At 42.4% G+C, this 25,569-nt stretch carries 23 protein-coding genes; 17 read left to right on the forward strand and 6 right to left on the reverse strand.

Translation table 11 applies throughout. From position 1 onward, the window contains the following. Positions 1-513: 513 nt before the first annotated feature. Complete coding sequence (locus tag QJ048_RS06645) at positions 514-1,221, reverse strand: Crp/Fnr family transcriptional regulator (RefSeq protein WP_282333556.1); 708 nt, start codon at positions 1,219-1,221, stop codon at positions 514-516. A gap of 221 nt (positions 1,222-1,442) precedes the next feature. Between QJ048_RS06645 and QJ048_RS06650 the strand changes: the two genes are divergently transcribed. From QJ048_RS06650 to QJ048_RS06660, 3 genes are read left to right on the forward strand one after another with little or no spacing between them, the layout of a single operon-like run. Then, complete coding sequence (locus QJ048_RS06650) at positions 1,443-2,072, forward strand: methyltransferase domain-containing protein (RefSeq protein WP_282333557.1); 630 nt, start codon at positions 1,443-1,445, stop codon at positions 2,070-2,072. A gap of 60 nt (positions 2,073-2,132) precedes the next feature. Next, entirely contained in the window at positions 2,133-2,471 is a 339-nt protein-coding gene (locus QJ048_RS06655; RefSeq protein WP_282333558.1) for a hypothetical protein, read from the forward strand. After that, a complete protein-coding gene (locus QJ048_RS06660) occupies positions 2,464-4,128 on the forward strand; it encodes a SulP family inorganic anion transporter (RefSeq protein WP_282333559.1) in 1,665 nt (554 codons plus the stop codon). The genes QJ048_RS06655 and QJ048_RS06660 overlap by 8 nt, the downstream gene beginning before the upstream one ends. Before the next feature lie 157 nt (positions 4,129-4,285). On the opposite strand, the gene QJ048_RS06665 is transcribed toward QJ048_RS06660, so the two are convergent. After that, the gene (locus QJ048_RS06665) at positions 4,286-4,846 is read right to left on the reverse strand and encodes a helix-turn-helix domain-containing protein (RefSeq protein WP_282333560.1); all 561 of its coding nucleotides are present in this window, start codon (positions 4,844-4,846) and stop codon (positions 4,286-4,288) included. Positions 4,847-4,883: 37 nt separating this feature from the next. Continuing rightward, positions 4,884-5,138, reverse strand: coding sequence for a response regulator (locus tag QJ048_RS06670; protein ID WP_282333561.1), 255 nt, complete (start codon positions 5,136-5,138; stop codon positions 4,884-4,886). A 575-nt stretch (positions 5,139-5,713) separates the two neighbouring features. Between QJ048_RS06670 and QJ048_RS06675 the strand changes: the two genes are divergently transcribed. The 13 genes from QJ048_RS06675 (at position 5,714) to QJ048_RS06735 (ending at position 22,303) form a co-directional block, all read left to right on the forward strand. Further along, entirely contained in the window at positions 5,714-6,328 is a 615-nt protein-coding gene (locus tag QJ048_RS06675; protein ID WP_282333562.1) for an RNA polymerase sigma factor, read from the forward strand. Positions 6,329-6,393: 65 nt separating this feature from the next. Continuing rightward, the gene (locus QJ048_RS06680) at positions 6,394-7,590 is read left to right on the forward strand and encodes a FecR family protein (protein WP_282333563.1); all 1,197 of its coding nucleotides are present in this window, start codon (positions 6,394-6,396) and stop codon (positions 7,588-7,590) included. 191 nt (positions 7,591-7,781) lie between these two features. Further along, positions 7,782-11,360, forward strand: a complete 3,579-nt coding sequence (locus QJ048_RS06685) for a TonB-dependent receptor (RefSeq protein WP_282333564.1) — start codon at positions 7,782-7,784, stop codon at positions 11,358-11,360. Between the two features lie 11 nt (positions 11,361-11,371). Then, positions 11,372-13,129: a RagB/SusD family nutrient uptake outer membrane protein gene (locus QJ048_RS06690; protein WP_282333566.1), complete on the forward strand. Its 1,758-nt coding sequence runs from the start codon at positions 11,372-11,374 to the stop codon at positions 13,127-13,129. An 80-nt stretch (positions 13,130-13,209) separates the two neighbouring features. Next, a complete protein-coding gene (locus tag QJ048_RS06695; RefSeq protein ID WP_282333567.1) occupies positions 13,210-14,292 on the forward strand; it encodes an SGNH/GDSL hydrolase family protein in 1,083 nt (360 codons plus the stop codon). Positions 14,293-14,336: 44 nt separating this feature from the next. Then, positions 14,337-15,269, forward strand: coding sequence for a phosphodiester glycosidase family protein (locus QJ048_RS06700; protein WP_282333568.1), 933 nt, complete (start codon positions 14,337-14,339; stop codon positions 15,267-15,269). A 348-nt stretch (positions 15,270-15,617) separates the two neighbouring features. Beyond that, on the forward strand, positions 15,618-16,652 hold the full coding sequence (locus QJ048_RS06705; RefSeq protein ID WP_282333569.1) for an alpha/beta fold hydrolase: 1,035 nt from the start codon (positions 15,618-15,620) through the stop codon (positions 16,650-16,652). Positions 16,653-16,687: 35 nt separating this feature from the next. Beyond that, positions 16,688-17,137 (forward strand): organic hydroperoxide resistance protein, encoded by a 450-nt coding sequence (locus QJ048_RS06710; RefSeq protein ID WP_282333570.1) that lies wholly within the window; start codon positions 16,688-16,690, stop codon positions 17,135-17,137. Positions 17,138-17,193: 56 nt separating this feature from the next. After that, the gene (locus QJ048_RS06715; protein ID WP_282333571.1) at positions 17,194-18,678 is read left to right on the forward strand and encodes a heme-binding domain-containing protein; all 1,485 of its coding nucleotides are present in this window, start codon (positions 17,194-17,196) and stop codon (positions 18,676-18,678) included. A 47-nt stretch (positions 18,679-18,725) separates the two neighbouring features. Next, positions 18,726-19,742 (forward strand): sensor histidine kinase, encoded by a 1,017-nt coding sequence (locus QJ048_RS06720; protein WP_282333572.1) that lies wholly within the window; start codon positions 18,726-18,728, stop codon positions 19,740-19,742. Beyond that, on the forward strand, positions 19,723-20,484 hold the full coding sequence (locus QJ048_RS06725) for a LytR/AlgR family response regulator transcription factor (RefSeq protein WP_282333573.1): 762 nt from the start codon (positions 19,723-19,725) through the stop codon (positions 20,482-20,484). Before QJ048_RS06720 ends, QJ048_RS06725 begins: the two co-directional genes overlap by 20 nt. Positions 20,485-20,628: 144 nt before the next feature. Next, the gene (locus QJ048_RS06730) at positions 20,629-21,402 is read left to right on the forward strand and encodes a DUF1223 domain-containing protein (protein WP_282333574.1); all 774 of its coding nucleotides are present in this window, start codon (positions 20,629-20,631) and stop codon (positions 21,400-21,402) included. A gap of 217 nt (positions 21,403-21,619) precedes the next feature. Further along, positions 21,620-22,303: a hypothetical protein gene (locus QJ048_RS06735; RefSeq protein WP_282333575.1), complete on the forward strand. Its 684-nt coding sequence runs from the start codon at positions 21,620-21,622 to the stop codon at positions 22,301-22,303. A 102-nt stretch (positions 22,304-22,405) separates the two neighbouring features. On the opposite strand, the gene QJ048_RS06740 is transcribed toward QJ048_RS06735, so the two are convergent. Beyond that, positions 22,406-22,819 carry a DoxX family protein gene (locus QJ048_RS06740; protein ID WP_282333576.1) on the reverse strand — a complete coding sequence of 138 codons (414 nt, stop codon included), beginning with the start codon at positions 22,817-22,819 and terminating at the stop codon, positions 22,406-22,408. Between the two features lie 32 nt (positions 22,820-22,851). On the opposite strand from QJ048_RS06740, the gene QJ048_RS06745 reads away from it, so the two are divergent. Beyond that, a complete protein-coding gene (locus QJ048_RS06745) occupies positions 22,852-22,986 on the forward strand; it encodes a hypothetical protein (RefSeq protein WP_282333577.1) in 135 nt (44 codons plus the stop codon). A gap of 633 nt (positions 22,987-23,619) precedes the next feature. Here QJ048_RS06745 and QJ048_RS06750 read toward each other — a convergent pair. Continuing rightward, positions 23,620-24,147, reverse strand: a complete 528-nt coding sequence (locus QJ048_RS06750) for a glycoside hydrolase family 2 TIM barrel-domain containing protein (protein ID WP_282333578.1) — start codon at positions 24,145-24,147, stop codon at positions 23,620-23,622. Next, positions 24,071-25,459 (reverse strand): glycoside hydrolase family 2 protein, encoded by a 1,389-nt coding sequence (locus tag QJ048_RS06755; RefSeq protein ID WP_282333579.1) that lies wholly within the window; start codon positions 25,457-25,459, stop codon positions 24,071-24,073. The genes QJ048_RS06750 and QJ048_RS06755 overlap by 77 nt, the downstream gene beginning before the upstream one ends. Positions 25,460-25,569 lie beyond the last annotated feature (110 nt).

Below are 25,569 nucleotides of genomic sequence, written 5' to 3' on the forward strand. Positions count from 1 at the left end.
GCCTATCAAGATGACAGGGTATCTATAATGGTTGCCCAGAGAGAGGAGGGTAGTGAAATATGGCTTATGCAGTTGGTTTATTAATCTCATTCAAGTATGACACTTGCAGGATCAGCCATTACTTCAAAGACCTGGTAAAACGTATCCGTTTCACTGACCGCTAATTGACAGGCCAGTTCTTGTTTTAAAATTGAGTTTGTTCGCCATTCGCGAACAGCGAACCAATACACAAACAATTTAATTGATCAATCATCTACCACTAAAAAGCTTATATCATTGTTGCAGCCTTGATATCTAACACCCTCCCTTTATTACCACACCTTCAGCGAAGGTTTGTGCGCCGGCTTAGTCCCCACAAAAAGCGGGAGTGTAGGCTGGTTTCAAATCTTGCATCCACGAAGCAAGCCAATAACGTTGCAATAGGATAGCAAAAGAAGCGGATAACAAAAGAAGAAAATTGTGCACGGGTTATTATGGAAATGGGAGGGGAATGATTATTTGTTGTAACCCTCACTACTTATAACCTGCAATCTTGATAAGCTTTTGCACATCAAGTACAGTAATGGTCCGCCCTTTCGTTTCTACTATTTTTTCTTCTTTAAGGTCCGACAACAGGCGAACTACATTTTCCCTGGCGGTACCCACAAGGCTTGCAAGGTCATCGCGACTCATGTTGATTGCTACAGGCATTCCCGGCTGAAAATTGACTTTGTATTTTTCCCGTAAAATGATCAATTGCAATGCGAGTCTTTCCCTGACAGAACTTTTAGCAAACATCGATAAGCTGTTTGCCAACACAGCAAATTCATGACTAAGATTTTTTAATAATCTGCCATTCAAAACACCTGAGTGTTGCAATGTTTTAAGGAAGTCTTCTTTGGGAATAAATGCAATCCTGGTTTCTTCCAATGCGGCTGCGGAATCGGGATAACGGTCTTCCGAAAGAATGGCATGATAGCCGAGCAACTCACCTGCATTGGCAACGTAAATAATGTGTTCACGTCCATCTTTATCCAGTTTGTATTTTTTTACCTTACCTTCTTTTATGTAAAATATTCCCGAAGGATAAGCGCCTTCCCAAAAAATAACCTCCGAGAGTTTGTATACTTTTTCTGTTTGATTGGCCATTAACATCTCCAGGTCACCATCCGGTAAACCTGCCAGTACTGACCTGCTTTTAAAGTCCCATTTGTCAATTGGAAAGATGCCTTTGATACTCATATTAAAGCAAATGTAGAGCTAAATAAAATTGATAAATATCACTTTTTGGACAGTTAAGGTTTACCGGAGCGAAAAACGCATAGAAATAACTTTGCAAAATGCATAGAAGACGTCCAGGGACCTTTATTACACGAAAGATCATGAATGGAAGCCGCATGACCGGACGGATCTTTTGCTTCCCAAACAATACCAGATGAACAATAATAAATACGCGAAATAAAATGCCCTATCAACAACAGCTGGCGCAACTGCAGGAAGAAAATGTTTTTTTGCGCGACTATCTTTTTACCCATGATAAAGCTTTTAACGAACTGTATGTGCCACCCGTGCAATCGTTGGCCCGCTTTCACTGGACGCCGGTGGATGTTGCCAGGAAGTCGGCCGATTTTTTGGCGCAGGATAAGCAAATAAAAATATTGGATATTGGGAGTGGTGTCGGCAAATTCTGCCTCGTAGCAGGACATTATTATCCGCAGGTGACATTTTACGGGATAGAGCAACGAAAATCACTTGTTGATCATGCAGAGTCAGTGAAGGATACGCTCTGCATTGAGAACGCCGTATTTATGCATGGTAACTTCACCCAGTTGAACTTCGCCCATTACGATCATTTCTATTTCTTCAACTCTTTTTATGAAAATCTTTTTGGTGTCCGAAAAATAGATGACACCATTGATCTTTCAAGCGAACTCTATAGCTATTATGCCCGCTATCTCTACAAAGAGCTGGATCAAAAGCCGCGCGGCACAAGGCTCGTAACCTATCACAGCCTGGAAGATGAAATACCTGAAGACTATTGTTTGGTGTTATCCCAGTTTGACAACACTTTAAAATTCTGGGTGAAACAGTAAGCAATTTAAAAAAGGTGAAGAGGTGGCAATTTGATAAGGGAGGACAGACAGGGGGAGTGTATGAATAAAGAGCTAACTGCAAATAACAACAAATTAATTATCATGGAAGGTTTGCCTGATCAGTACAAAACAGCAGTAATCAACAATATTTTACAAGCTTCTTCCCAGGAAGAAGTGCAGGGTTTAATTACTGCATCAATAAAAGTCTTAGAACAACGCGGAGTGAACGCTACTATTATACACAGTTTTGTAGACAGGGTTAACCTTCAGTTGTCCTGGTTCAGTCCAATGAATAAAAACCCACAGCAATGGAGCAATATTGCGATGGCAAAAGTTATCCTGTACAGATGGAAACAAGGTGCTTCCGATACAACATCCAATTCCATGAGAAATGTTTAATCCCAAGCTATTTGACATATTACGACAGTATTCTTTCCGCCAGTTTGGACGGGATTTAATGGCTGGAGTAATTGTTGGTATTGTAGCGCTACCCTTAGCCGTTGCATTTGCCATTGCATCGGGTGTTTCACCCGAAAAAGGATTGTTTACAGCCGTTATTGCCGGGTTTATTATTTCTGCCCTGGGAGGAAGCCGTGTACAAATCGGTGGTCCAACCGGGGCTTTTATCGTGATTGTGTACGGCATCGTCCAGGTACATGGCCTGGCTGGTTTAATTGCTGCTACATTTATGGCAGGCTGCATGTTGATCATAATGGGTTTCAGCAAACTGGGTTCCATTATTAAGTTTATCCCGTACCCTCTAATCATAGGCTTTACCAGTGGCATTGCCCTGATCATTTTTTCATCGCAATTCAAAGACGCGTTTGGATTGCCGATTACCAATCTTCCTGCCGATTTCAGCGGCAAATGGCAAAGTTACTGGCACCACATCAACAAAGTAAACTGGTATGCCCTTGGCGTTACACTGTTTACGATTGCGGTAGGCCTTCTATGGCCCACTATTACACGAAAGTTTCCCGGTTCGCTGATTGCTATTTCAGCAACCGCCTGGCTGGTTCATGTACTTCATTTACCGGTTGAAACCATCGGTGATCGATTCGGAGCAATCTCTTATGGGTTCCCTTCGTTGTCAAAGCCCGGATTAAATTTTGCCTCCATCCAAAAACTTATTCAACCTGCATTTACGATTGCGTTGCTCGGTGCGATTGAATCATTATTGTCTGCAGTGGTGGCGGATGGCATGACGGGCGATGAGCATGATTCCAACACGGAACTGATTGCACAGGGAACAGCGAATATTTTTTCGTCTCTTTTTGGTGGCATCCCTGCAACGGGCGCCATCGCCAGGACAGCTACCAACATCAAAAACGGCGGACGAACCCCTGTTGCCGGTTTGATGCACGCGATCACCCTGCTAGTCATCATCCTTTTTGCCGGCAAACTCGTGACTTATATTCCTATGGCAACACTTGCGGGCATTTTGATCATCGTGGCCTACAACATGAGCGAATGGGAAACATTCGTATCCATGTTAAAAGGCAGTCGCAAGGATGCAGCCGTACTTTTGATCACCTTTGTTTTAACAACACTGGTAGATCTTTCAGTGGCTATTGAAATCGGCATGGTGCTGGCCGGATTTCTTTTTATGCGTACGATGATCCAGTTAACCAATGTGAAATGGCTGACTGCCAAAACATCTATACCGGATTATACCCTGTCGGTTGATGAAGTGGAAGGAATTGCCATTAACAAGCACGTGGAAGTTTTTGAAATTAGGGGGCCTTTATTTTTCGGTGCTGTTTACAAATTCAAAGATGCAATGAAGCTGGTTGAAAGTCCACCAAAAATACTGATCATTCGAATGAGGCAGGTGCCCATGATTGATGCTACCGGGCTAAAAGCCATTGAAGAATTTTATAAAGAAGCTACGCACAGAGGCACAAAAATTATACTTTCCGAAGTGAAAAGCGAGCAGGTTATGGAGGCGCTTAAAAATGCCCGTTTGCTGTTTAAAATTGGTAAAGCGAATGTTACGGTCACGTTTGACGACGCGATACGCAGATGCAAGACAATTTTTCCGGACCACCATATATAGTTGCTCCGTTAGTAAGAAAAAACGAATACCTGGAAACGGCTTTGCTTAATCTTAGAAAGCCATACCGGACTCAAGGATGCAAGTGTGTTTGTGGTGTACACTGATCGTTTTGAGTCCTTTAGTCCAAAGAATTATTTCCGACGATATTCTTCATCTGTTACATTATCCAGCCAAATGGTTGTGAAGGTGTTTTATTGTATTCTTTTTTAAAGATGGTTGTAAAATAAGAATTGGATTGTATACCCACCCTGAACATCACTTCCGTAATTGAAACGTCTTCATGCACCATTATTTCCACAGCTTGTTTAAGGCGGAACGATCTTACGAATTCGTTGATTGTTTGGCCCGTGATGTCTTTTAATTTTTTATAGAGTTTTGTTTTGCTCATGCCTATTTTCTGACAGATGAAATCCACGTTTAAATCTGTGTTTTCCATTTGCTCTTTCACCATTTGAAGCAAATTGTCCATAAACTCCTTATCTTTCGTTGAGTGTACAAGTTCCTTTACTTCCACTTTATAATCATGGGAAAAACGATCCTTTATTATTTGTCGCTGCGCAAAAATGTTTTTGATGGTCAATTGCAATAATTCTATACTTACCGGTTTGCTAAAATAGTGATCTGCTCCGCCGCTGAGGCCATCCAGCTTGCTTTGAAATGCATCCTTTGCGGTAAGCAAAATAAAAGGAATGTGGCTCGTGTTAATATCTTCTTTCACGTTCTTGCAAAATCAATGCCGTTCATTACTGGCATCATCACATCGCTGATGATAGGGTCAGGCATTTCTTCCTTTGCTTTTTCAAAGCCTGTTCACCATTTTCTGCGAGAGATATTCGATACCGATCGCTCAGGCATGCATGCAGAAACGTTCGCGGCTCTTCATTGTCACCTACTATCAGTATGTGTTTTTTTGCATAATCAGGCTCCGTGGAAAGCATGGGTGCTTCTATATCCTGTTGCGAAGCAATCTTTTTATAGCGAATGCTTTCAAGTTCTGCAGAGGACGTCATTGCTATAACTCAGTTTGTAACGCCGGCTAAATAGTTTATCCGTGTTTTTAGAATTCTTTTTGTTTATCGTTTCTGCTTCCTCCGTTGGTGATTGTTTTACACATTCTTTTTGAGAAACGGATTTCGATTCTCGATTTTCCTGCTTGTCACTTACCCTTTGCATATTATCGTTGTAGACATTGATTGTGTTGAATTGTGGATTGGCTTCGATAAAATATTTGATTTCTTTATTATCGACAACTAATGTGACAGATTGAAGGTTTCCTTTTTTGAGAGCGCTCAATAAACCGGGTGACTGGTTTGTTTACCTGCAAATGCGTACCCAGCAACCAGGTCACCACATTTGGGATATCTGACCAGCAAGTTGAATCCACTGGTCACATCCCAAATAACACGGGGACACCGGAACTCTTAATGATGAAAAAAAAGACAGCCTGACTATATAGTTAATCATTCCGAAATCTTTCGGATTCAGAAAGCCGGAGAAATAAATTAAATAATTGTTTCCTGTGCATTGCATTCGCAAATTGTTTTTAGTTTTAGGAGAAGAATTTATCCGTTAACTACCATTTTGCATGTATTACCAAAGCCCGACTGCTATACAGGAAGAAAAAGATCTGGTTCGACTGTTACAGGCGGGGGATGAGCGTGCGTTCGAAAAATTGTACGATCTGTATAAGCTTCGCATTCTAAAAAAACTCATCCGACTGGTTAAACATGAGGATATTGCAGTCGAGCTTTTGCAGGACATCTTTTTAAAGATTTGGGAAAAAAGAGAAACGCTTGATCCTGATCAATCCTTCAGGTCTTATTTGTTTCGCATAGCCGAAAACAAGATCACGGACCTGTTCAGACGCGCCGCCCACGATAAAAAGTTACTGGCGCATTTGCAGGCTGCTGCAGCCGAATTGTGCAATTCTACTGAAGAAACCATTGATTTTAAAGAGCAGCAATCCTTGCTGAAACAAGCCATCAGTTCACTTCCGCCACAGCGTCAAAAGATTTTTATTCTCTGTAAAATTGAAGGGAAAAGCTACCAGGAAACCGCCGAATTACTGGGCATTTCTTTAGGCACGGTAAACGATCACATGGTAAAAGCCGGTCGTGCCATTAGAAAATATTTCAACTCCGCCGACCTTGTATTCCTGGCGCTGGTAATGGCCAGTTTGCAGCATTGCATTAAATCTTAAAAATATTTTTCGGTAGAGCATATGTCTGTAGCGCTTCATTCGTAATAGCATGAAAAGCGCTCAGTTTGGAAAATCTTCAGCTTAAAGAACTTTTTAGAAAATACCTCGAAAACCGCTGCACTGCAGATGAAGTGGAAACGCTTGTCCGCCACTTTGATACCGGTAGTGAAGTGTATTTACGTCAACTGATCCTTTACGAATTAGATCAGCCTGAACATATCGGGAATGACATACATCTGCAAGCTTTAACTGACAAGGCTTTTGGCCATATTCGCAGTGAAATAAACAAACAGAACGATGGCGGTGTAAGCATCCCGAACCATAAGTTCCGCAGGCTTTGGCCACGGATAGCTGTCGCTGCGTCAGTTTTGTTTATTGTTGGCCTTGCAAGTTATTTTATTGCACATCGCCCATCTAACGTTCCTCCTGTTGTTGCGAAACAGGTGCCCCCGGCCGATATCGCTCCGGGTGGTAACAAAGCGATCCTTATTCTATCCCGCGGACAGCAAATCAACCTTAGTAATGCGCAAAATGGCAACGTAGCTAAAGATGCCAATGTAGTGATTGCTAAAACTGCCGATGGCAAAGTCGTTTATCGGCCAGAGAAAAATGAAAAAGCGAAAGAGGTTGCTTACAATACCCTTAAAACTCCCCGCGGCGGCAAGTACGACCTTACGCTTTCAGATGGTACAAAAGTATGGCTGAACGCAGCTTCGTCCATTACCTATCCATTGGCATTTACCGGGCGCAACCGCGAGGTAGAGATAACGGGGGAAGCTTACTTTGAAGTGGTGCACAATGCTGCGCAACCATTTCGTGTACGTGTAGCCGGACAAGTGATAGATGACCTCGGTACACACTTCAATATAAACGCTTATTCCGATGAACCAGTTATTAAAACAACATTGCTGGAAGGTAGCGTGAGGGTATCCAATTCAACCGGCAATGTAACGTTAAAGCCTGGCCAGCAGGCGGTTACACAATCCAACCAGTCCATAGCAATTAATCAGGATGCAGATATGGAAGAAGCCATCGCATGGCACCATGACTTGTTTAAATTTAATGATGCGAGTATTGAAACAGTAATGCGTCAATTTGCCCGCTGGTACGATGTAGAGGTGCGCTATGAGGGCAATATACCACAGCGTTCTTTTTCCGGAAAAATTTATCGTAACACAAGTGCTTTGAAAGTATCAGACATTTTAAACTATAAACAGATCCATTTTAGAATTGAGGACCGTACGATAATTGTGATGCCATAACAGCATGCAAAAAACAAATTAAACACAATCCATAAAGACATGAAAAAATATCTACCACGATATCCATAATGTGGCGGGTTGCTCAAAAAAAAACCGCAGAAGTGAGTCGAAGCACATCTACGGCAACATTTGAGTGGACCTAAATAATTGGCGAACTATTCAATGTCATAAACTCAAACTTTACAAAAGTAATGAAATTTCATGTTTTTTCTAAAGCCGTGCCCAGGGTATGGCTGCCTCCAAAATTATTGCTGGTGATGAAACTAACCACGTTTTTGCTTTTAATCACATTCCTGCAGGTCAGTGCAAAGGGCCTCGGTCAGCGCATAACGCTGAACGAAACCAATGCGCCGTTAAAAAAAGTGATCCAGGCTATTGAATTACAATCCGGCTATGTATTTTTTTACGACTCAAAGGACGTCAGACAAAAGGTAAATATCCATGTCAGCAACGCAACAATTGAAGACGCTCTGGCTGAGTGTTTCAGGAACCTTCCGCTGAGCTATAAAATTGCCGACAAAACCATTTTGCTTCAGCAAAAGGAATTACCGGTAATAGCTGAAATACCCGTCGCTCTTATTGACGTGAAAGGACAGGTTACCGACAGCAAAGGCACACCTTTAGCAGGCGCAAACGTTACTGCACAAAAAGCCAAAAAAACTGTTGTGACCGATGCCAACGGAAGGTTTGAAATGAAAGACATCAGCTATGATGAAACACTGGTAATTTCTTACACAGGCTATGTTAGCCAAAAGATAGCAGCAAACAGTTCACGGATAAACAGCGTGGTGCTGGAAGAAGATGTAAAGGCCCTGAGCGGCGTGGTGGTGGTTGGTTACGGCACCCAGAAAAAAGTTAACCTCACAGGTGCCGTTTCACAGGTGTCAGGTGAAGACATCGGTTATCATGCAACACCAAGCATTACCAATTCATTGCAGGGTTTGATCCCGGGCCTGAACATACAGGCCAATAGTGGTAATCCATCGGAAAAACCTGACATCAACATCCGTGGATTTAATTCAGTAAACGGCGGGTCTCCATTAATTCTGATTGATGGAATACAAGGTGACATAGAACGTGTTAATCCTTTGGATGTAGAAACAGTAACAGTGCTGAAGGATGCTGCGTCAGCTGCCATTTACGGTGCCCGTGGTGCATTTGGCGTGATATTGATCACTACAAAAAAAGGCAAGTCAGGCAATCTTGCAGTGAATTATACCAACAACTTTGGCCGCACCACTCCAATCGTGCGCACCGATTATATTTCAGATCCATATCAGTACGGTAAAATTGTAGATGCATTTCTATCAGGATATAACGGTACCACCTATACGAATTATACAGATGCCGATTACGCAAAGGAAAAACAGGTAGCAGAAGGAACGCTGGCGCCATTCAATGAAAAACAAGCCGACGGTACTTACAAATTTTTTGGCAAGACAAACTGGTACGACATGATTTTTCGCCAATGGCAACCATCGCAAACGCACAATCTTTCTATTTCCGGTGGAAATGATAAAATACAGGGATATTTGTCGGGCCGTGCCTATAAAGTGGGCACCATACAAGCCAATGTTGATGCCAACTTAATTAAGTACAACATTAAAGGCAATTTAAATTTCAAACCCACCAAATGGCTCGAGATCGGAGAAAACATACAGGTAAGCACTGCTGACATGACAGAGTATGGCGGTTCCAAAGCGGGATACGTGACCTCGACCGGCATTTATAATGGCAATACCTATTACTTTTTGTTTCCCTTCATGCCCAGCGAAATAAACGGTATCCCTTATGATTATAACGGCTATGGCGAAGTAGCGGCATTGGGCGATAAAAGCAGCTTTCAAAAAACATACACAGAGCAATTTGTAAATACAATAAGCGGAAAGTTAACACCGGTAAAGGACTTGGTTTTTAATATCGATTACAGCAATACCGTTAACCATGCCGCCATTACCACAAGGGAAAATCCGATTACTTATTTAACCACCTTAAGAGCCAATCTGCAAACGGTGGGAGTGAACTCGCTGGCCGAAGCGCGTAACCGCAATTATTACAATGCACTAAATGTGTATGGTACCTATAACAAAAGTCTTTTTCACGATTCTCATCATTTTAAATTGTTGTTGGGCTACAACCAGGAAAACTATCGATCCGACAATGTTACTGCCCAGCAAGGCAACCTGTTGGTAAGCAACCTTTCCAGCCTTAACCTCGGAACCAATTTATTGCAAGCTACCGGCTCGGGAAGTGTATGGGCAATCAGGGGCTTTTTCGGCAGGTTCAACTACGACTATCAAAACAAATATTTACTGGAAGTAAACGGCCGCTATGATGGGTCATCACGTTTCCCGGAAAGTAGTCGCTATGGATTTTTTCCATCGGTATCTGCGGGCTGGTATGTGAGCAAAGAAAACTTTTTCAAACCGCTGAAGAACGTCATCAGTTCATTTAAACTTCGCGGTTCATATGGTCAGTTGGGCAACCAGAATATTGACCTGTACACGTTCTCCCAAATACTCTCAACGGGGCAAACTTATTGGGCATTGAACGCCGTGCGTATGAACCAGGTAACCGCGCCTTCACCGCTTCCAAGTGTTGTAACCTGGGAAACCTCAAAAACCGTAGATGTAGGTGCAGACATCGGTTTGCTAAACGATCATATCAATATCAGTTTCGATTACTACGAGAAAAATATCTCGGGCATGTATGTGCCGGGCCAGCCACTGCCTTCTGTATTTGGTGCATCTGAACCTAAGGAGAATATTGCCAGCCTGCGCGATCGTGGCTTTGAATTGCAAGTGGGTTACAATGGCAGCTTTGATGTGTTGAACTCACCGTTTCATCTTAAAACAACTTTGAACCTCTCAAACTTTGTTGGCGAAATCACCAAATATCCAAATGCAAGTGGCTTGATGAGTTCGTTTTATGAAGGGCAAAAACTGGGTGACATCTATGGATACCATATCGATGGACAATTCCAGTCAGACAAGGACGCTGCAGCATACCAGGCAAGTTTTGTTAATCCCGCGACCTCTCTGGGCCAGGTGTATAATTATGAAATAAACATTGTGCAGAATGCTCAATGGAAGGGTTTGCATGCGGGTGACATTAAGTATGTAGATGTGAACGGCGACGGGGCCATTAACAAAGGAAAGAATACTTTGGCCGACCACGGTGATCTTGTAAAGATTGGCAACGTGATGCCAAAATTGCCTTTCGGTTTTAATCTTATCGCCGATTGGAAAAACGTTGACCTGATAATAGCAACAGCAGGGGTAATGCATCAGGATTGGTATCCAACCGGAAATATTTTCTGGGGTCCGTACGAAAGACCTTACCTGTCTTTCATCCGCAAGGATCTGATTGAGAACGCATGGACACCAGAAACCCCCAACAACAAGTATCCTCAGGCTGTGCGTGGATATGCTTCCTTGGGATCTTTGCGTTCGCTCGGTGAGATCAATGATTATTATCTGACCAATGTTGGTTATCTCAGGGTAAAGAATCTCACGATAGGTTACACACTTCCTGCAAAACTTACACAAAGGGCAAGCATTCAAAAACTGCGCGTTTATTTCAGCGGAGAGAACCTGTTTACGTGGAGCTTCGGTCACTTGACAAAGTACATCGATCCGGAAACTGCAGGCTCAGGTATTGATTACTCTACGCCGATGAACGTAGCCACAGGATCAGGTTCTGTTGCCCGTGCAGGTGAATCGTATCCTTTAGGTAAAGTGTATTCTTTTGGTTTAAGCATTACCCTTTAAGCAATAAAAAAATGAAGAAATTATATATGGCGTTGACAGGTTTAGTAATCTTCAGCGCAATGAATTGTAAAAAAGATTACCTTGACGTAATCCCGCCCGATAAAATAGATGCGCAGGCATTTTTCAATAACGCAACGGACCTGCAAGTATATACCAATGGCTTTTATGACCAGGTGCCATTGCCATACGGAACAATCTATACGGTGTATACAGATGATGCATCGTCTGATAACATATTGCCACTGCAAATCACAGATCGCGTGAAAGGTGCGCGGGTTACACCGGTAGCCCGAAACACAGGCGGCTGGTCCTTTTCCAGCTTGCGATCCATCAATTACTTTTTGGAAAATTATGGCAAGTGTCCCGACACGGCTGCAAAAAAACAGTATGGAGGCATAGCACGTTATTTCAGGGCCTATTTTTATTATGACAAAGTAAAAACCTTTGGCGATGTACCCCTTTACACAAAAGTGTTGACAGCTGATGATCCCGACCTGTACAAACCAAGGGATTCACGAACATTGGTGATGGATACAATTCTTGCTGATATTAATTATGCAATTGCCAACATTCCCAAGACTGTTCAGTTAAACACCATCACCGGCTACACGGCACTTGCTTTAAAGGCTCGCATTTGCCTGTATGAAGGTACATGGCGCAAATACCATGGCATGAGCAACTACGAAACCCTGCTTAATGAGGCTGCATCTGCTGCCGAAACATTGATGAATTCCGGTGCTTACAAATTGTACACTGCAGGCGGTGCAGGTGTTGCCTACCGCAATTTGTTTGCAAGAGTGGACCAGGATGTTACCGAAACCATACTTGCCCGTGATTACAGTAAGATCGTGCAGGTGAATGGCGTAAACTATTTCATGACGTCGGCCACCGGCGGTGCCTATGGCATTCCAAAAGATCTGATCAACAGCTACCTGATGAAAGATGGTACAAGGTATACGGACATTCCCGGTTATCAAACCAAACAGTTTTATGATGAAATGCAAAACCGTGACCCGCGCTTGACGCAAACTACGGCAGGGCCTGACTTTGCAGCTTATAACGAGACCGCTCGTGAACCGGTTAACCTAAGCATCACTACTACCGGTTACAGGGTTATCAAAGCGCTTTCCACACGTGATCAGTGGGTTTCCAATGGTGGGTACTCAGACTTCATTTTATTCAGGTACGCAGAGGCACTCTTGGTTTACGCTGAAGCAAAAGCTGAGCTCGGTACATTAACACAGGCCGACCTGGACAAATCTGTTAATCTTCTACGTGCCCGCGCCGGAATGCCGAATATGAATATGGCTGCCGCAAATGCCAACCCGGATCCTTATCTGTTGGCACAATATCCGAATGTAGAGAAAGGTGTTAACAAAGGTGTTATACTGGAGATCAGGCGCGAACGCAGGATCGAAATGTTTAATGAAGGTTTGCGCTGGGACGACCTGATGCGTTGGAAGGAAGGGAAAAAACTTGAACAACCAATGGTTGGCATCTACTTTCCAAGCCTTGGTTCGTTTGATTTTAATAACGATGGTAAAACCGACGTGTACCTGCATAACGGAAACGCGTCCGGTGCACCAGCTGGTACATCTAGCGTTGTCAACGTGACCCAGAAGGCACTTACCAATGGCACATCAGGCAACTTCTTTCCGCTGAAAGGCATTACCATTACATTTGACGAAAACAAAGATTACCTGTATCCCATACCATCCGAGGATATTACATTAAATCCAAAGCTTCTTCAAAATCCCGGTTGGAAATAAACCGGGCTCTAACATTATGGCAACAGGGTAGTAGTTATGCCCTGTTGCTTGTTTTTGTTCCATTTTAAAAAATTGGGAGCATGAAAAAATTATGTAGAATTTTATCAGTAGCGTTCGTGTTATTTAACAGCAATGCGTATGCGCAAATATCCAAACCCGTTTACACAAAAGCCACCGATCTTAACATAGCCGGCGAGTTAACACACACTCAAAATCCATATCACCGGATAGATACTGTGAACTATCCTGCGTTGCCGGCAGTGGTAAAACGCTTGCTGACACAGGCTGCAGGTAAGGTTGTTTGCTTCACCACCACCAGTAAAAAGGTATCTGCAAAATGGTGCAACAGTGGGAGCAAGCCATATCCAAACCTAACTGCCATAGCAAACAAAGGCCTGGATCTTTATGTAAAAAAAGAGGGCAAATGGCAATTCGCAGGAGTGGGCAGGCCCGACGGCCAATGCAGCGAAAGCGTGTTAGTGGACAACATGACCGATGGCGAAAAAGAATGTTTGCTTTATCTCCCGATATATGATGAAATAAGTAACCTGGAAATAGGTGTGGACAGCATGGCCACCATCAAGCCAATGCCTTTTCCTTTTCAAAAAAGGATTTTGGTGTATGGATCGAGCATTGTGCAGGGTGCATCTGCGAGCCGTTCTGGTTTAGCTTATCCGGCAAGACTGTCGCGATTGACCAATTGGAACTTTATGAACCTTGGCCTTAGCGGCAGCGCAAAAATGGAACCTGCTGTAATTGATATGGTCAATGATCTGCAAGCCGATGCTTATATACTGGATTGCATTCCCAACTCATCCGATGTTGTTGTTAGAGAAAGGGCGTTAAATATGATCAATGCGATAAGGACCGCCCATCCGGGAAAACCCATCATTATGGTGAACAGCATTACCCGCGAAGCAGGCTTTATTGATACCAAAGTAGGCAACATGGTGCGTGCCCAAAATGCTGCCATTGATAGCATTGCCCACACTTTAATAAAGCAACACACACCAGATTTTTATTACATCGATACCAAAGGTTTTTTAGGAGATGACCATGAAGGCAGTACAGATGGTATTCATCCCAATGACCTTGGCTTCTATCGTTTTGTTGACAAAATTGAACCGATAATTGTAGGGATACTAAAAAAATATTTTAAGTAAAAAAACTTCCAGCCAGTTGTAGTCTATATTCACAAAATAAACCAATGAAAAAATATTTACTATTATCAAGCGCTTTATTATCAAATATCCTGCTGTTTGCACAAACTGATTCTACTGCATTGGCCCATGCACAATGGACCATAAAAAAAATAAATGCAGAGGTGTTTTGGAAAACGACGCATGTAACACAACATGCGCTCTTTGGAGCAAATGAAAATATTAGCGTGCTTGTTGTTCCTTCTCATTCAAAAAGTGTGCACGTGGTAGTTGGTTATTCCGATTCGCTGGAAACCACCTCGCAACAAGCGATGAGATACAATGCGCTTGCGGGAGTCAATGGATCATTTTTTAAAATGCGCGGCGCCGATCCCGACAATCACGCGGAACTAAACGGAGTGCCCAAAATGGAACCATCTAAGCTGGCCTATAACCGTGCTGGTACTTACCTGCGTAGTGATGATCATTTGATTGCGCCAAACAAGGTCGTGGCCAATCAAACATCTCGCCGCAGACATCAGCAGGGCTCCGTTGCCATTGGAGACACTACTGTAGCCATACTCAAAGCTGATACGCTGAATTTTAATTGGGAAAATACAGTTACATCTCATGATATAATGACATCCGGACCACTGTTGCTGTTGGATGGAAAAAATACGCCGATTCCTGAGGATGACTTTAGTCAAAAACGACATCCCCGTACCGCTGTTGGTAAATTGGCTGACGGCTCCATCATGCTGGTAGTGGTAGACGGCCGCTTCGAAGAGTCTGCGGGTATGAACCTTATCGAATTGCAGCAAGTCATGCGCTGGCTCGGTTGTGTTTCCGCGCTTAACCTGGATGGTGGCGGATCTTCTACCATGTACATCAAAGGCGAGCCTGATAATGGGGTAGTAAATTATCCTTCTGACAATAAAAAATTTGACCATGATGGTGAACGTGAAGTGGCAAATACGATATTGATTGTTCCATGCATTTAGTTGTCACAAGGATTGATGTACTGATAGCAAAAATGAATTTGTCACGAATATGCTTTCACTATCGTTACTTATCAACAATGGAAAAGAATAGGTGGAATCACTGTAGTACTTAAATATTAGTTAAACCAAGAAAAGGTTTATAGCCTCCGTTAGTGTTAGCGGAGGTTTTTTATTTTCTTAAGGTTAACAAAAACAGCAAGCACGAAATAAGGTAGCCATTTACTGTCTGTCTATTTCAACCCCATATTTGTCCACTTCACAATAAAATGCCTCCAACTGCTGACTTCCGGAAACTAGTTTTACGAAATGAAAATGAACAATCCTTTTAACCACCAAAATCAGGAGATCATGAATAGCAATACACCATTCAACAGAGGCGGCATTTTGAAAATGATGATACTAACAGCAATAACACTGAACTCATTGCTGGCAATGGCTTCAATTAATCAACAAGCAACGCGTAACCCGAGTGATACCAGCAACTTCGACAACATTCATCAAATAAATGCCGGAGTGCTAAACATTGGATATGCAGAACTTGGGCCTGCTAACGGACAACCGGTTATCTTACTTCATGGCTGGCCCTACGATATTCACAGCTATGAGGAAACATCTGCAATACTTGCGGAAAAAGGGTACCATGTGCTTGTGCCACACCTGAGAGGACACGGCACCACGACGTTTCTTGATGCAAAAACTTTTCGCAACGGACAACAGGCCGCAGTTGCAAGCGATATCATTGCCTTCATGGATGCGTTGAGCATTAAGAGTGCCATTCTCGGCGGCTTTGATTGGGGTGCAAGAACGGCTGATATTATCGCTGCACTATGGCCCGAACGTTGCAAAGCATTGGTTTCCGTGAACGGCTATCTCATCAATAATCTTGAAAAAAACAAACAACCGTTGCCGCCAAAAGCAGAATGGGGCTGGTGGTACCAATACTATTTCGCAACAGAAAGAGGCAAAATAGGGTACAGTAACAATTGGTTCGATTTTAGCGAGTTGATCTGGAAAAACATTTCACCTAAATGGCACTTTGATAAAGCAACCTACGAACGTTCAGCTGCTTCATTCAAAAACCCTGATTACGCAGCCATCGTTATTCACAATTATCGCTGGAGGCTGAGCCTGGAAAATGGAGAAAAACAATATGATGCAATTGAACAAAAATTGGCGACATCACCAACCGTCGGTGTTCCAACCGTTACATTGGATGGAGATTCCGATGGCGTGGTTCCGGCAAGTGATGGATCAGCCTTTGCGAAAAAATTTACCGGCAGGCATGTACATCATATCATTGCGGGTGCGGGGCATAACCTTCCACAGGAAGCACCTGAAGCATTTGCCAACGCTATTATGGAAGCAGATGGCCTTGCCAAATAATCTTTATTCAATAACATCAACATAAATCAAATAAAATGGAAACAAGAGCAATTACGAACAACGTTCACGGAGAAATAAAAAAGGTGCTGTACACCGGCAACGTGCACATCATTGGCGGTCGTGAAGGAAGCGCCCAAAGCGCAGATGGCAGATTGGATATTAAGCTTTCGACGCCGGGCACACCAGGGACGGGCACAAACCCTGAGCAATTGTTTGCCGCAGGATGGTCAGCCTGTTTTATTGGAGCCATTAAAGTCAACGCACCGCGATTGGGCATCACTGTTCCCGCGGATACGGCGATAGATGCTGAAGTTGATCTTGCAAACGATGAAACCGGTTTTTGTTTACAGGCCCGCCTGCATGTGAGTCTGCCTGGATTATCCTATGACGAGGCTGAGACAATAGTGAAAGCGGCCCATGAAACCTGCCCTTATTCAAAAGCCACACGAGGAAACATCAACGTACAGATAAGTCTGGCCGTTTAAGAAGCAGCAAAAACACACCATCCGCTTTAGCAGGATGTTCATAATACAGAAGGAGAGTGCAGAAAGGCTCTCCTTTTTTTGTGCCAATCTCCCAGGCAAATATTTACCATCATAACCCTTGTCCGGTTCACGGTTCAAAATGTCCGGTTCGGAAGAATCGACAAATACAAGCCAGCACAAGCATATTAACTTGGTCAAAAAATAGCACCATACCATTCTCTTTTCAAAAAATAAGCAAACCGTTTCGCATTGTTGTCATCCTTGCAGTATTGATAACCGCCTTGCAGTTTGTTCAGCGCCCTGTTGCAAATCCGACGGTGGTGCATCCGTTGCAGGCTCCTGCTGAGGTTGTAAGCATTTTGCAACGCGCCTGTTATGATTGTCACTCCAACGAAACCAATCTTCGCTGGTATGACAAGATTGCTCCTGCATCATGGTTTGTAAACGCTCATGTGAAAGAAGCAAGACAACGCTTAAATTTTTCTACATGGGATACTTTACATTCCGCAGATCAGCAGGGGCGTTTTTGGGAAATAGTGAACATGGCTATTTCAGGAAAAATGCCATTGACTTCATACACAGCCGTGCATCCGAAGGCAAATTTATCCCCTCAGGATATTGAGGTGTTACAGAAATATGCGAGAGATATGAGCCCCGCAAGGTACCAGGACACATCCGTTATCAACCAGGCAGAAAAAGAGTTGCACGATTTTGTGCAAGGCAACATAAACAATAAAGTACCCGTTGCCGCAAATGGGGTTGCGTATGTTCCCGATTTTCAAAACTGGCAAATCATCAGTACTACCAACCGCTTCGACAACCATAGCATACGTATTCTTTATGGAAACGACATTGCCGTAAAAGCCATACGCAACAACAATACCCATCCGTTTCCCGAAGGGAGTACTGTTGTCAAAGCCGTGTGGAACAGTATTGAAAGTGAAAACGGAGATATCACACCGGGGTCACTCAACAGCATTCAGATCATGACAAAAAACAACACACAGTTTGCCGATAGCAAAGGCTGGGGCTTCGCCAAATTCAACGGCATACAACTGACTCCTTACGGACATACGCCTTTGTTTAACAGTACATGTTACAACTGTCACAAGATCGCGGACAACAACGATTACATCTTCAATCTTCCATTGAAAAATGAAGCGGGTGCAAGACCCATGTTTGATGCAGGTGATCTGAAAGTTATCACCAGCTTTGCGAACCGCAAACAAAAAACAATGTCAGTCTTATACGGAAATGCAGCCGCAAGAAAATCAGCTATCGGTGGTTACCAAACACATGCTGCAGGCGAAATATTGAAACTTGTTATGTTCAAACAAGAGGATAATAAATATTGGTACGGCAGTTACATTAACGGTGCCATGCTAAGTGTTGAAACCCTAACCGCAACAGGCTCGGATGCAAAATCACTCACCTACAGCTTGGTGCAGGGAAGAGCGCCTCTTAACACCAATGGACAGCCGATGAGTGGGGATGAAAGAATTATCGATATCCTTGCACACCGGCCATCCGTTTTCCCATAGTTTGATAAGAATCAATACATTTGTTTACGACAATATTTTCCCATTAGATGAAGTCAACCAATTTTACCATTTCCAATGCAACGATCTGGATAAGTTCTATTGTACTGGGATTGTTATCCTCCGTACCGCAAATTGCGGAACACCGTTTTAATGCAGCAGAAGCCGCTGTGAATGCGGCACTAACGGCTACCTTTTCTTTACTGATGTGGTACTTTAATCTCTACATGCTTTCAAAGCCACCCGGAGATACGCGCAAGCAAAGCATCTCTTACACAAAGCTCATAAAGAGTTTGCTTTTCGGATTGGTGGTAATGCTTGGCCTCGCATGGATACAACAACTTATTTTATCCCACATCAATTTCGGCCCGGTAATGTTGATGGTGGAAGTAAGAGGAATTTTGATCAATCTTGTTTGTTACATGTTCCTCCATTTGGTGCAACAGAATTACGAGAACCAGCATGTAAGCATGGAACTGGAACGCATTAAGAACGACAACCTGAGCGCACAATATGAATTACTCAAACAACAGGTGAATCCTCACTTTCTTTTCAACAGTTTGAATACCTTGAAAGCAATGGTTGAAAATGATGATAAGGAAGCTGTGGATTTTATTCTTAAACTTTCGAACTTTTATCGTTTTACGCTGGAGAGCCGCAAGCTGGATCTTATACATGTTCACGAAGAAATGGAAATACTCAATGCTTATTTGTTTCTTCAAAAAGCCAGGTTCGATAGAGGCTTTACATTTGAAAGCACATTGAGCAACCAGGCATTGACTTCATTGATCCCACCATTTACCTTACAATTACTTGTTGAAAACTGCCTTAAGCACAATATTGTATCTATGCAAAAGCCTTTGCACATAAAGGTGTATGAAGAAGATGGAAGAATCATTGTGGCTAATCAGGTACAACTAAAATCCGGAACCGATTCAACTGGTGTAGGCCTTCAAAACATTGATTTACGCTATCAACATCTGTTAAATACACCTATCGATATTATCGATGATAAAAAAACTTTTTTAGTTAAACTACCATTGATCCATGAACATCATCATAATTGAAGACGAACGCAAGACCGCCCAATCACTGGAAAAAATCATACTGGAACTACAACCACAGGCAAAGATCATTGGTCACTACCAGAGTGTTGAAGAGTCCGTAACAGCGCTCTCCAATGGTCCAATGCCGGATCTCCTTTTCATGGATGTTCAGCTTGCAGATGGACTTTGCTTTGAAATATTTAAAGCGGTCGACATAACCTGCCCGGTTGTATTTTGCACAGCTTATGATGAGTATTCGTTGAAAGCATTTAAGAGCAATGGCGTTGACTATGTATTAAAACCATTTTCTAAAGAAGACATACAAGGTGCTTTTAAAAAAGTAGATGAGCTGAAGAATTTTTTCCAGCAAAAAAACACGGTCGACTTACAGGAAGTGCTCAACAAACTACAGGCTCCCAGCGGCAAAACAAGCTTCCTGTTATTCATGCAGCAAAAGTATAAGACGGTGCACGTTGACGATATTGCTTATTTCTGCATACGTCATGATGCCACCTGGATCATGTGTTTCGATAAGCAACAATATCCTATCACTCAATCACTGGATCAGATTACACAGGCTGTTTCTGCGCAACAATTTTACAGGCTCAACAGGCAGTGTCTTGTCAACTTTAAAGCCATTAAAGAAATAGAACCCTACTTTTTGCGCAAGCTGCTGGTAAAGCTTTCCATTGAAACTCCAGAAAAACTCTTGGTAAATAAAGAGAAGTCAACTAACTTTCTTACATGGCTGGAAAACCGCTAGGAGCGTGAACCGCCAATCAATGTGTTTAATTGACGGTTCATCATTTTGCTTGTCTGCTTGAGCGCTCAATATGCCCGCATGAACGACTTTTCACTAGCCAGGTGCGTACTCTGCTGATAAATTTGGTTATTAAAATTCACAACAATGAAATCAGTAAAACTTATGGTAGCCGGTACCTCATTGGCCCTTACGTTTATCACAGCAGTGCTTATCAATAATACATCTGCGCAAACGCAGCGACCTGCTTCCTTGAAAAACGATGGCTTTGCCGTACTTGAACTATTTACTTCAGAAGGATGTTCCAGTTGCCCGCCAGCAGAAGCATTACTCGCCAACATTCAGCAACATGTTGCGGGCAAACCAATTTATATATTGGCTTACCATGTAGACTACTGGGATCGCCTTGGATGGAAAGATCCATTTAGTGATGCAAAATTCACAGCAAGGCAATACCAGTATAATAAACAATTCACCCGCGAAGTCTATACGCCACAACTGATCATTAATGGAAAGGAAGAATTCGTTGGTTCTGAAGGCACAGCAATTGAAGGCGCAATTAGCAGCGCTTTAGAAGGCTCAACCACTGCCACACTCAGTGTAAAGGGGTACCTTCACAAGGACAGTTTAAGTGTCAGCTACAACTTTTCTGGCATTGTAAGCGATCAACAATTGGTACTTGCTGTTGTACAGCGCCAGGCAACAAGCAGTGTTCGCGCAGGAGAAAATGAAGGCAAAACGTTGTCGCATGTTCAACTCGTTCGTAATCTTTACTCAATGAAGCTTAAAGGACAATCAACCGGTACATTCAATATTACACTCCCAGAACAATTTAGTGCGAAAGACTGGGAAGTAATAGGTTTTGTGCAAAACAAACAGAATGGCGCCATTAACGCGGCCGCCAGTATTGGCATCGATTAGTTGATAGCAGGTAGAAGTAACGACCCAATGCTTTAAAAGCGATTGTGCAGAATTTGCATAATCGCTTTTTTTCTGTTTAAGAATCCCAAAAACCATCAAAACAGTCTTCTGGCATGAAAAATAAGATTTCTGAAATGCGACTATTTTTTTATACATTTATTTTATCTCTCCCTGTCAAGACTTTCCTCCCTACTGAATCATTCCTCAAACCTTACGTATGTCAACAAGTACTTTACAACTCGATCGGAAATTTCTTGTGTCAACTTTTATTATCGCATTTGTTTATTGTTGTATTATCGTTTTTGTCTACAAAATATTTGGAAAAGAGGTGGCCGGCATAGCAGGTGGAATATTAACAGCTATTGTAGGCGTAATTTTTAAACAATTCGAGACCCTGCAATTCAAAAAAAATGAGGCGCAAAACAGCTCATTTGTAAGGTATCGCTTCTCCTGGGGCAAGGTAATTGTGGTTTGTTTTGTTTATACAGGCATCTTTCTTACAATTCAAAATTTACTTGAAACTATATTACCAAATTTAGTTGGCGTATCGGATGATATTGGCGACGTAATGAGACGGCCCGGTGGTGACAATGTTTTTTCGGACGGGAGCAAAATTGTACTTTATTATGGTTACTGGGAGCTTGCATATGGCAGTCTGGCATTTTTTTTAGGAGGATTCATGGCCGGTAAATCGCTGCTTAAAGTCACTTATATGGAAGCGTTTGTTGCGGGATTGTTTGTTTTCGTATTGACGTATATTAATTCGATAGCAGAGGTACTTTCACATTACTCTAATAAATCCTCACTTTATAATGATACGGACCAATTCACGTTTTCTTTGGTTTACATAGTTTTCGGATTGGTAGGTGTGTACGTTTCGAAAATCCGAAGCCATTTATAAAAACTTAGTTGAACTTTTCGAACGCCTATCTGGTCTTCCTGGTAGTCAACAAAAATGCCTGAATTGAATTCAGGCATTTGTATGATATTTTGAGAGTTTTTTTCAGAATGCGGCATTCATTGTGTTTGCGTGTTCAGGCTTACGTAAGCCCGGGTATAACTTGCGGAACATGAGGTAAGTTGTTGTCACCATTACAAATGCTACGATTGCATCAATTGTTGCCGGAAAGCCCAACACGCTTAACTTAGAGAAAAATGCAAAAAGGATATCAAAAAATACGCCTGCAAATACCCATTCTTTCAAGCGAAGCAACTTGCCCGGAAACAATAGAACAGCAACGCCTGTCAGCTTTGCAACGCCCAAAATGTAGATGAAGTGCGGCGGGTACCCAAGTGCACGCGTAATATCCCAAACAACGGCATTGTGTGCTAATTCAAAGAAGCCACTTGCGCCGAACCAAAGTGAAGTGAGCGCTGTACCGGTCCAGTAAATAATTGATGTTGATTTCCTTGTCATGATTGTACGTTTTTGTATTTGATGACTCAAAAATGCAACGATCTTTTTGGCTCTGCCAGTTACTTTCCCTTGAACCGGACATATGCGTTCGCCAGGTAGACAACGGAAGTTTCCATGGCTCGAAGACCTGCCTGCTGCCCGCAACAAGAGAGCGTTCTATCATTTGAACTTTTGCCGTTTGGCTGTTGCCTATCAAAGGAATGAAAATATTGCTGTATAAACTTTCTAACGACATACTGCAAGTGAAATGGATTTGACAGTTTTGAATGTACCTTGAAACCAAGGATATTACTACTTCCGTTTTATTTTAACTGTCAGTTTAAACTTATCGTTTTTTGAATTATTTATACGTGCTTATTTTGAAAACAAACGTTTTGTATTTTGGTGGTGCACTATTTTGCTCGGAATTGACGGTTTGTATTTGGTCTTCTCCCGGTAAGATGGCAATTAGGTTTTGCAGAAGATTAATCTTGATCGCGTAGTTGACATTCTGCAGATTCGTTTGTGTTGATTGCAGTTTTTCTTATTTGGATGTTTGTCGAATTGTTTTTTATTATCAGAGGCTTGTCTAAATATAGTTTTGAATTCTGCTTTGCATTCTCTGTCGTTCTGACAATGGAACATTTTCCGATGTTGATAATTAATGCAAAGTTTGAGTACCAATAGGTTGGCAGCTCAAATTATTGGTTTGAAAAAAAGTGGGTTCTGCGTGCCCGTCTACACTTTCAATGAACCTCTTTGACCTCTAAAAGAAATCATTTAATCCCTTTCGCGGCCAATTTTAATATAGCAGGACGTTTTTACGGATACATCTTCTCCATCTCACTATAATATTCTTTCAACAAAAAGAATGCTTTCTTCTTCTTGCCATTTCTATCAATCAGTCCTTTTGTGTTCCAGCCTTGCTGGTAGGTGGGGTTGTTTCTTCGTGGTGAGCGGAAGTCGGCGAGTATCCATGGCGAAATGCCGCTAAAGTTCGCAGGCATTCTTTTGAGCATGGCTATTTGTTCTTTGTAATACCATGCCTGGTAGTCTTCGCTCCACATTGCCTTAGTGCTACTGATAAAGCCTCCCTTTGCTTCGGCGCCTGTTTCGCTGACGAATAGAGGCTTATTGTAAATAGTGGCCCAGTTGGCCGTCTTGCAACTATCCGGCGTGCCTACGTACCAGCCAAGATATTCATTAAAAGAAACCATGTCGACATACTGGCCCAATGGATCATCGATAAGATTGATGTTTTTGCCTTCTGCTTTATAGGATACTTCCAGCGCAGCAGAAGCGAGCCGGGTAGGATCGAGCTCCTTTGCAGTTTGCAACAACGTATGCATGAAGTTTGTGCGTGTTTCTGAAATAGGCGTTTTCATTTCCTACAGACCAGATAATGACACTTGCCCTGTTCTGGTCACGTGTGATCATTTCAGTTAGTTGTTGTTTAGCTTTGCCAAGTACTACTTCACTTTTAAAATTGATCGTCCAGTACACCGGAATTTCTGACCATACCAACATGCCCAAAGAGTCTGCCATGCGGGTCATGCTTTCATCGTGAGGATAATGGGCGAGGCGCACCATGTTGCAATTCAGTTCTTTTGCCCAGCTGAGCAACTGCAATGCATCGGCTCTGCTATAGGCGCGGCGGCCTTCCTGTGGAATTTCTTCGTGAATGCTGATGCCGCGCATAAACAGGCGTTTGCCATTGAGCAGCAATTGATCTCCTTTTGTTTCAATGGTACGGAAACCTATTTTATCTTCTATGCGATCATTGCCGGCTGTTACAACAACGCGATACAACTTCGGCGTTTTGGGCGACCAGTATTGCAAATTCGCGGCAGTAAAATTGATCGAAGCTGTATTGCCGTTCACAGGAAAACTTTGCTTCAGTTTCAATTCAGGAATTTCCACTTGAACCTGGCTCACATTGTTATTGTCGAGTTTTACATTGCCCTCGATTTTATTGTCGCCCGGTAAAAGTTTGGTAAGCTGTAATGAATAACTGATGATAAAATTCGCAGGGAGTTCCACCAGTTTTACATCTCTCGTTATGCCGCCGTAATTCCACCAGTCGGTGTTCAATGTTGGTATTTCTTCTGCGCCTCTTTTGTTATCTACTTTTACTACAAGGTAGTTGCCCTTTGCTTTTAAGCTGGAATCTGGTATTTCAAAATTAAAGGGTGTAAAGCCGCCGATATGTTGTCCCAATTTTTTGCCATTCAAATACACATCGGTTTTGTAATTGGCTGCGCCGAAATAAAGGAATACTCTGACTGAAGCATTACTCTTTTTATAATCAAATGATTTTTTGTACCACACAGTGCCTTCGTAGTAAAGGAATTTAGCGTCCTGTGAGTTCCAGTCACCCGGCACTTTTAATGTGTTGTTGTTTGAGTAACCGTATTCTTTGTGATCGTATTTGTCTTTAGGAACATCGCTGTTCCAGAATGCATCATTATCTTTTTCGCTGCGCTCCTTGAAGCGATAATCATAAAAACCTGTTTCATAAGGATCGACAATATATTGCCATTTTCCATTCAGACTTATCGTTTTTCTTCCACCAATATCTGTGATCAATTGATTCTTCTGTGCATTAACAACCAATATGGGTAGAATAAATGCGGCAATAATAACAGCAATGTTTTTGAGCATACGAAATATGGCTTTTGTATAAAAAATCAGGAGAGCCAATTCATCCCTGGTGAAAGAGATTCTTGATCGGCCCTCCTTTATTTTGGTTTTTATAGATAATTTTTTATGAA

The sequence above is a fragment of the Pinibacter soli genome, assembly GCF_029961145.1.
Classification (GTDB): domain Bacteria; phylum Bacteroidota; class Bacteroidia; order Chitinophagales; family Chitinophagaceae; genus Pinibacter; species Pinibacter soli.

Coding starts and splice junctions, on each gene's coding strand:
- QJ048_RS06645 (WP_282333556.1), bottom strand. CDS start 1,221: ATGAGTATCAAAGGCATCTTTCCAATTGACAAATGGGACTTTAAAAGC.
- QJ048_RS06650 (WP_282333557.1), top strand. CDS start 1,443: ATGCCCTATCAACAACAGCTGGCGCAACTGCAGGAAGAAAATGTTTTT.
- QJ048_RS06655 (WP_282333558.1), top strand. CDS start 2,133: ATGAATAAAGAGCTAACTGCAAATAACAACAAATTAATTATCATGGAA.
- QJ048_RS06660 (WP_282333559.1), top strand. CDS start 2,464: ATGTTTAATCCCAAGCTATTTGACATATTACGACAGTATTCTTTCCGC.
- QJ048_RS06670 (WP_282333561.1), bottom strand. CDS start 5,138: ATGACGTCCTCTGCAGAACTTGAAAGCATTCGCTATAAAAAGATTGCT.
- QJ048_RS06675 (WP_282333562.1), top strand. CDS start 5,714: ATGTATTACCAAAGCCCGACTGCTATACAGGAAGAAAAAGATCTGGTT.
- QJ048_RS06685 (WP_282333564.1), top strand. CDS start 7,782: ATGAAATTTCATGTTTTTTCTAAAGCCGTGCCCAGGGTATGGCTGCCT.
- QJ048_RS06690 (WP_282333566.1), top strand. CDS start 11,372: ATGAAGAAATTATATATGGCGTTGACAGGTTTAGTAATCTTCAGCGCA.
- QJ048_RS06695 (WP_282333567.1), top strand. CDS start 13,210: ATGAAAAAATTATGTAGAATTTTATCAGTAGCGTTCGTGTTATTTAAC.
- QJ048_RS06700 (WP_282333568.1), top strand. CDS start 14,337: ATGAAAAAATATTTACTATTATCAAGCGCTTTATTATCAAATATCCTG.
- QJ048_RS06705 (WP_282333569.1), top strand. CDS start 15,618: ATGAATAGCAATACACCATTCAACAGAGGCGGCATTTTGAAAATGATG.
- QJ048_RS06710 (WP_282333570.1), top strand. CDS start 16,688: ATGGAAACAAGAGCAATTACGAACAACGTTCACGGAGAAATAAAAAAG.
- QJ048_RS06720 (WP_282333572.1), top strand. CDS start 18,726: ATGAAGTCAACCAATTTTACCATTTCCAATGCAACGATCTGGATAAGT.
- QJ048_RS06725 (WP_282333573.1), top strand. CDS start 19,723: ATGAACATCATCATAATTGAAGACGAACGCAAGACCGCCCAATCACTG.
- QJ048_RS06730 (WP_282333574.1), top strand. CDS start 20,629: ATGAAATCAGTAAAACTTATGGTAGCCGGTACCTCATTGGCCCTTACG.
- QJ048_RS06735 (WP_282333575.1), top strand. CDS start 21,620: ATGTCAACAAGTACTTTACAACTCGATCGGAAATTTCTTGTGTCAACT.
- QJ048_RS06740 (WP_282333576.1), bottom strand. CDS start 22,819: ATGACAAGGAAATCAACATCAATTATTTACTGGACCGGTACAGCGCTC.
- QJ048_RS06745 (WP_282333577.1), top strand. CDS start 22,852: ATGCAACGATCTTTTTGGCTCTGCCAGTTACTTTCCCTTGAACCGGAC.
- QJ048_RS06750 (WP_282333578.1), bottom strand. CDS start 24,147: ATGCATACGTTGTTGCAAACTGCAAAGGAGCTCGATCCTACCCGGCTC.
- QJ048_RS06755 (WP_282333579.1), bottom strand. CDS start 25,459: ATGCTCAAAAACATTGCTGTTATTATTGCCGCATTTATTCTACCCATA.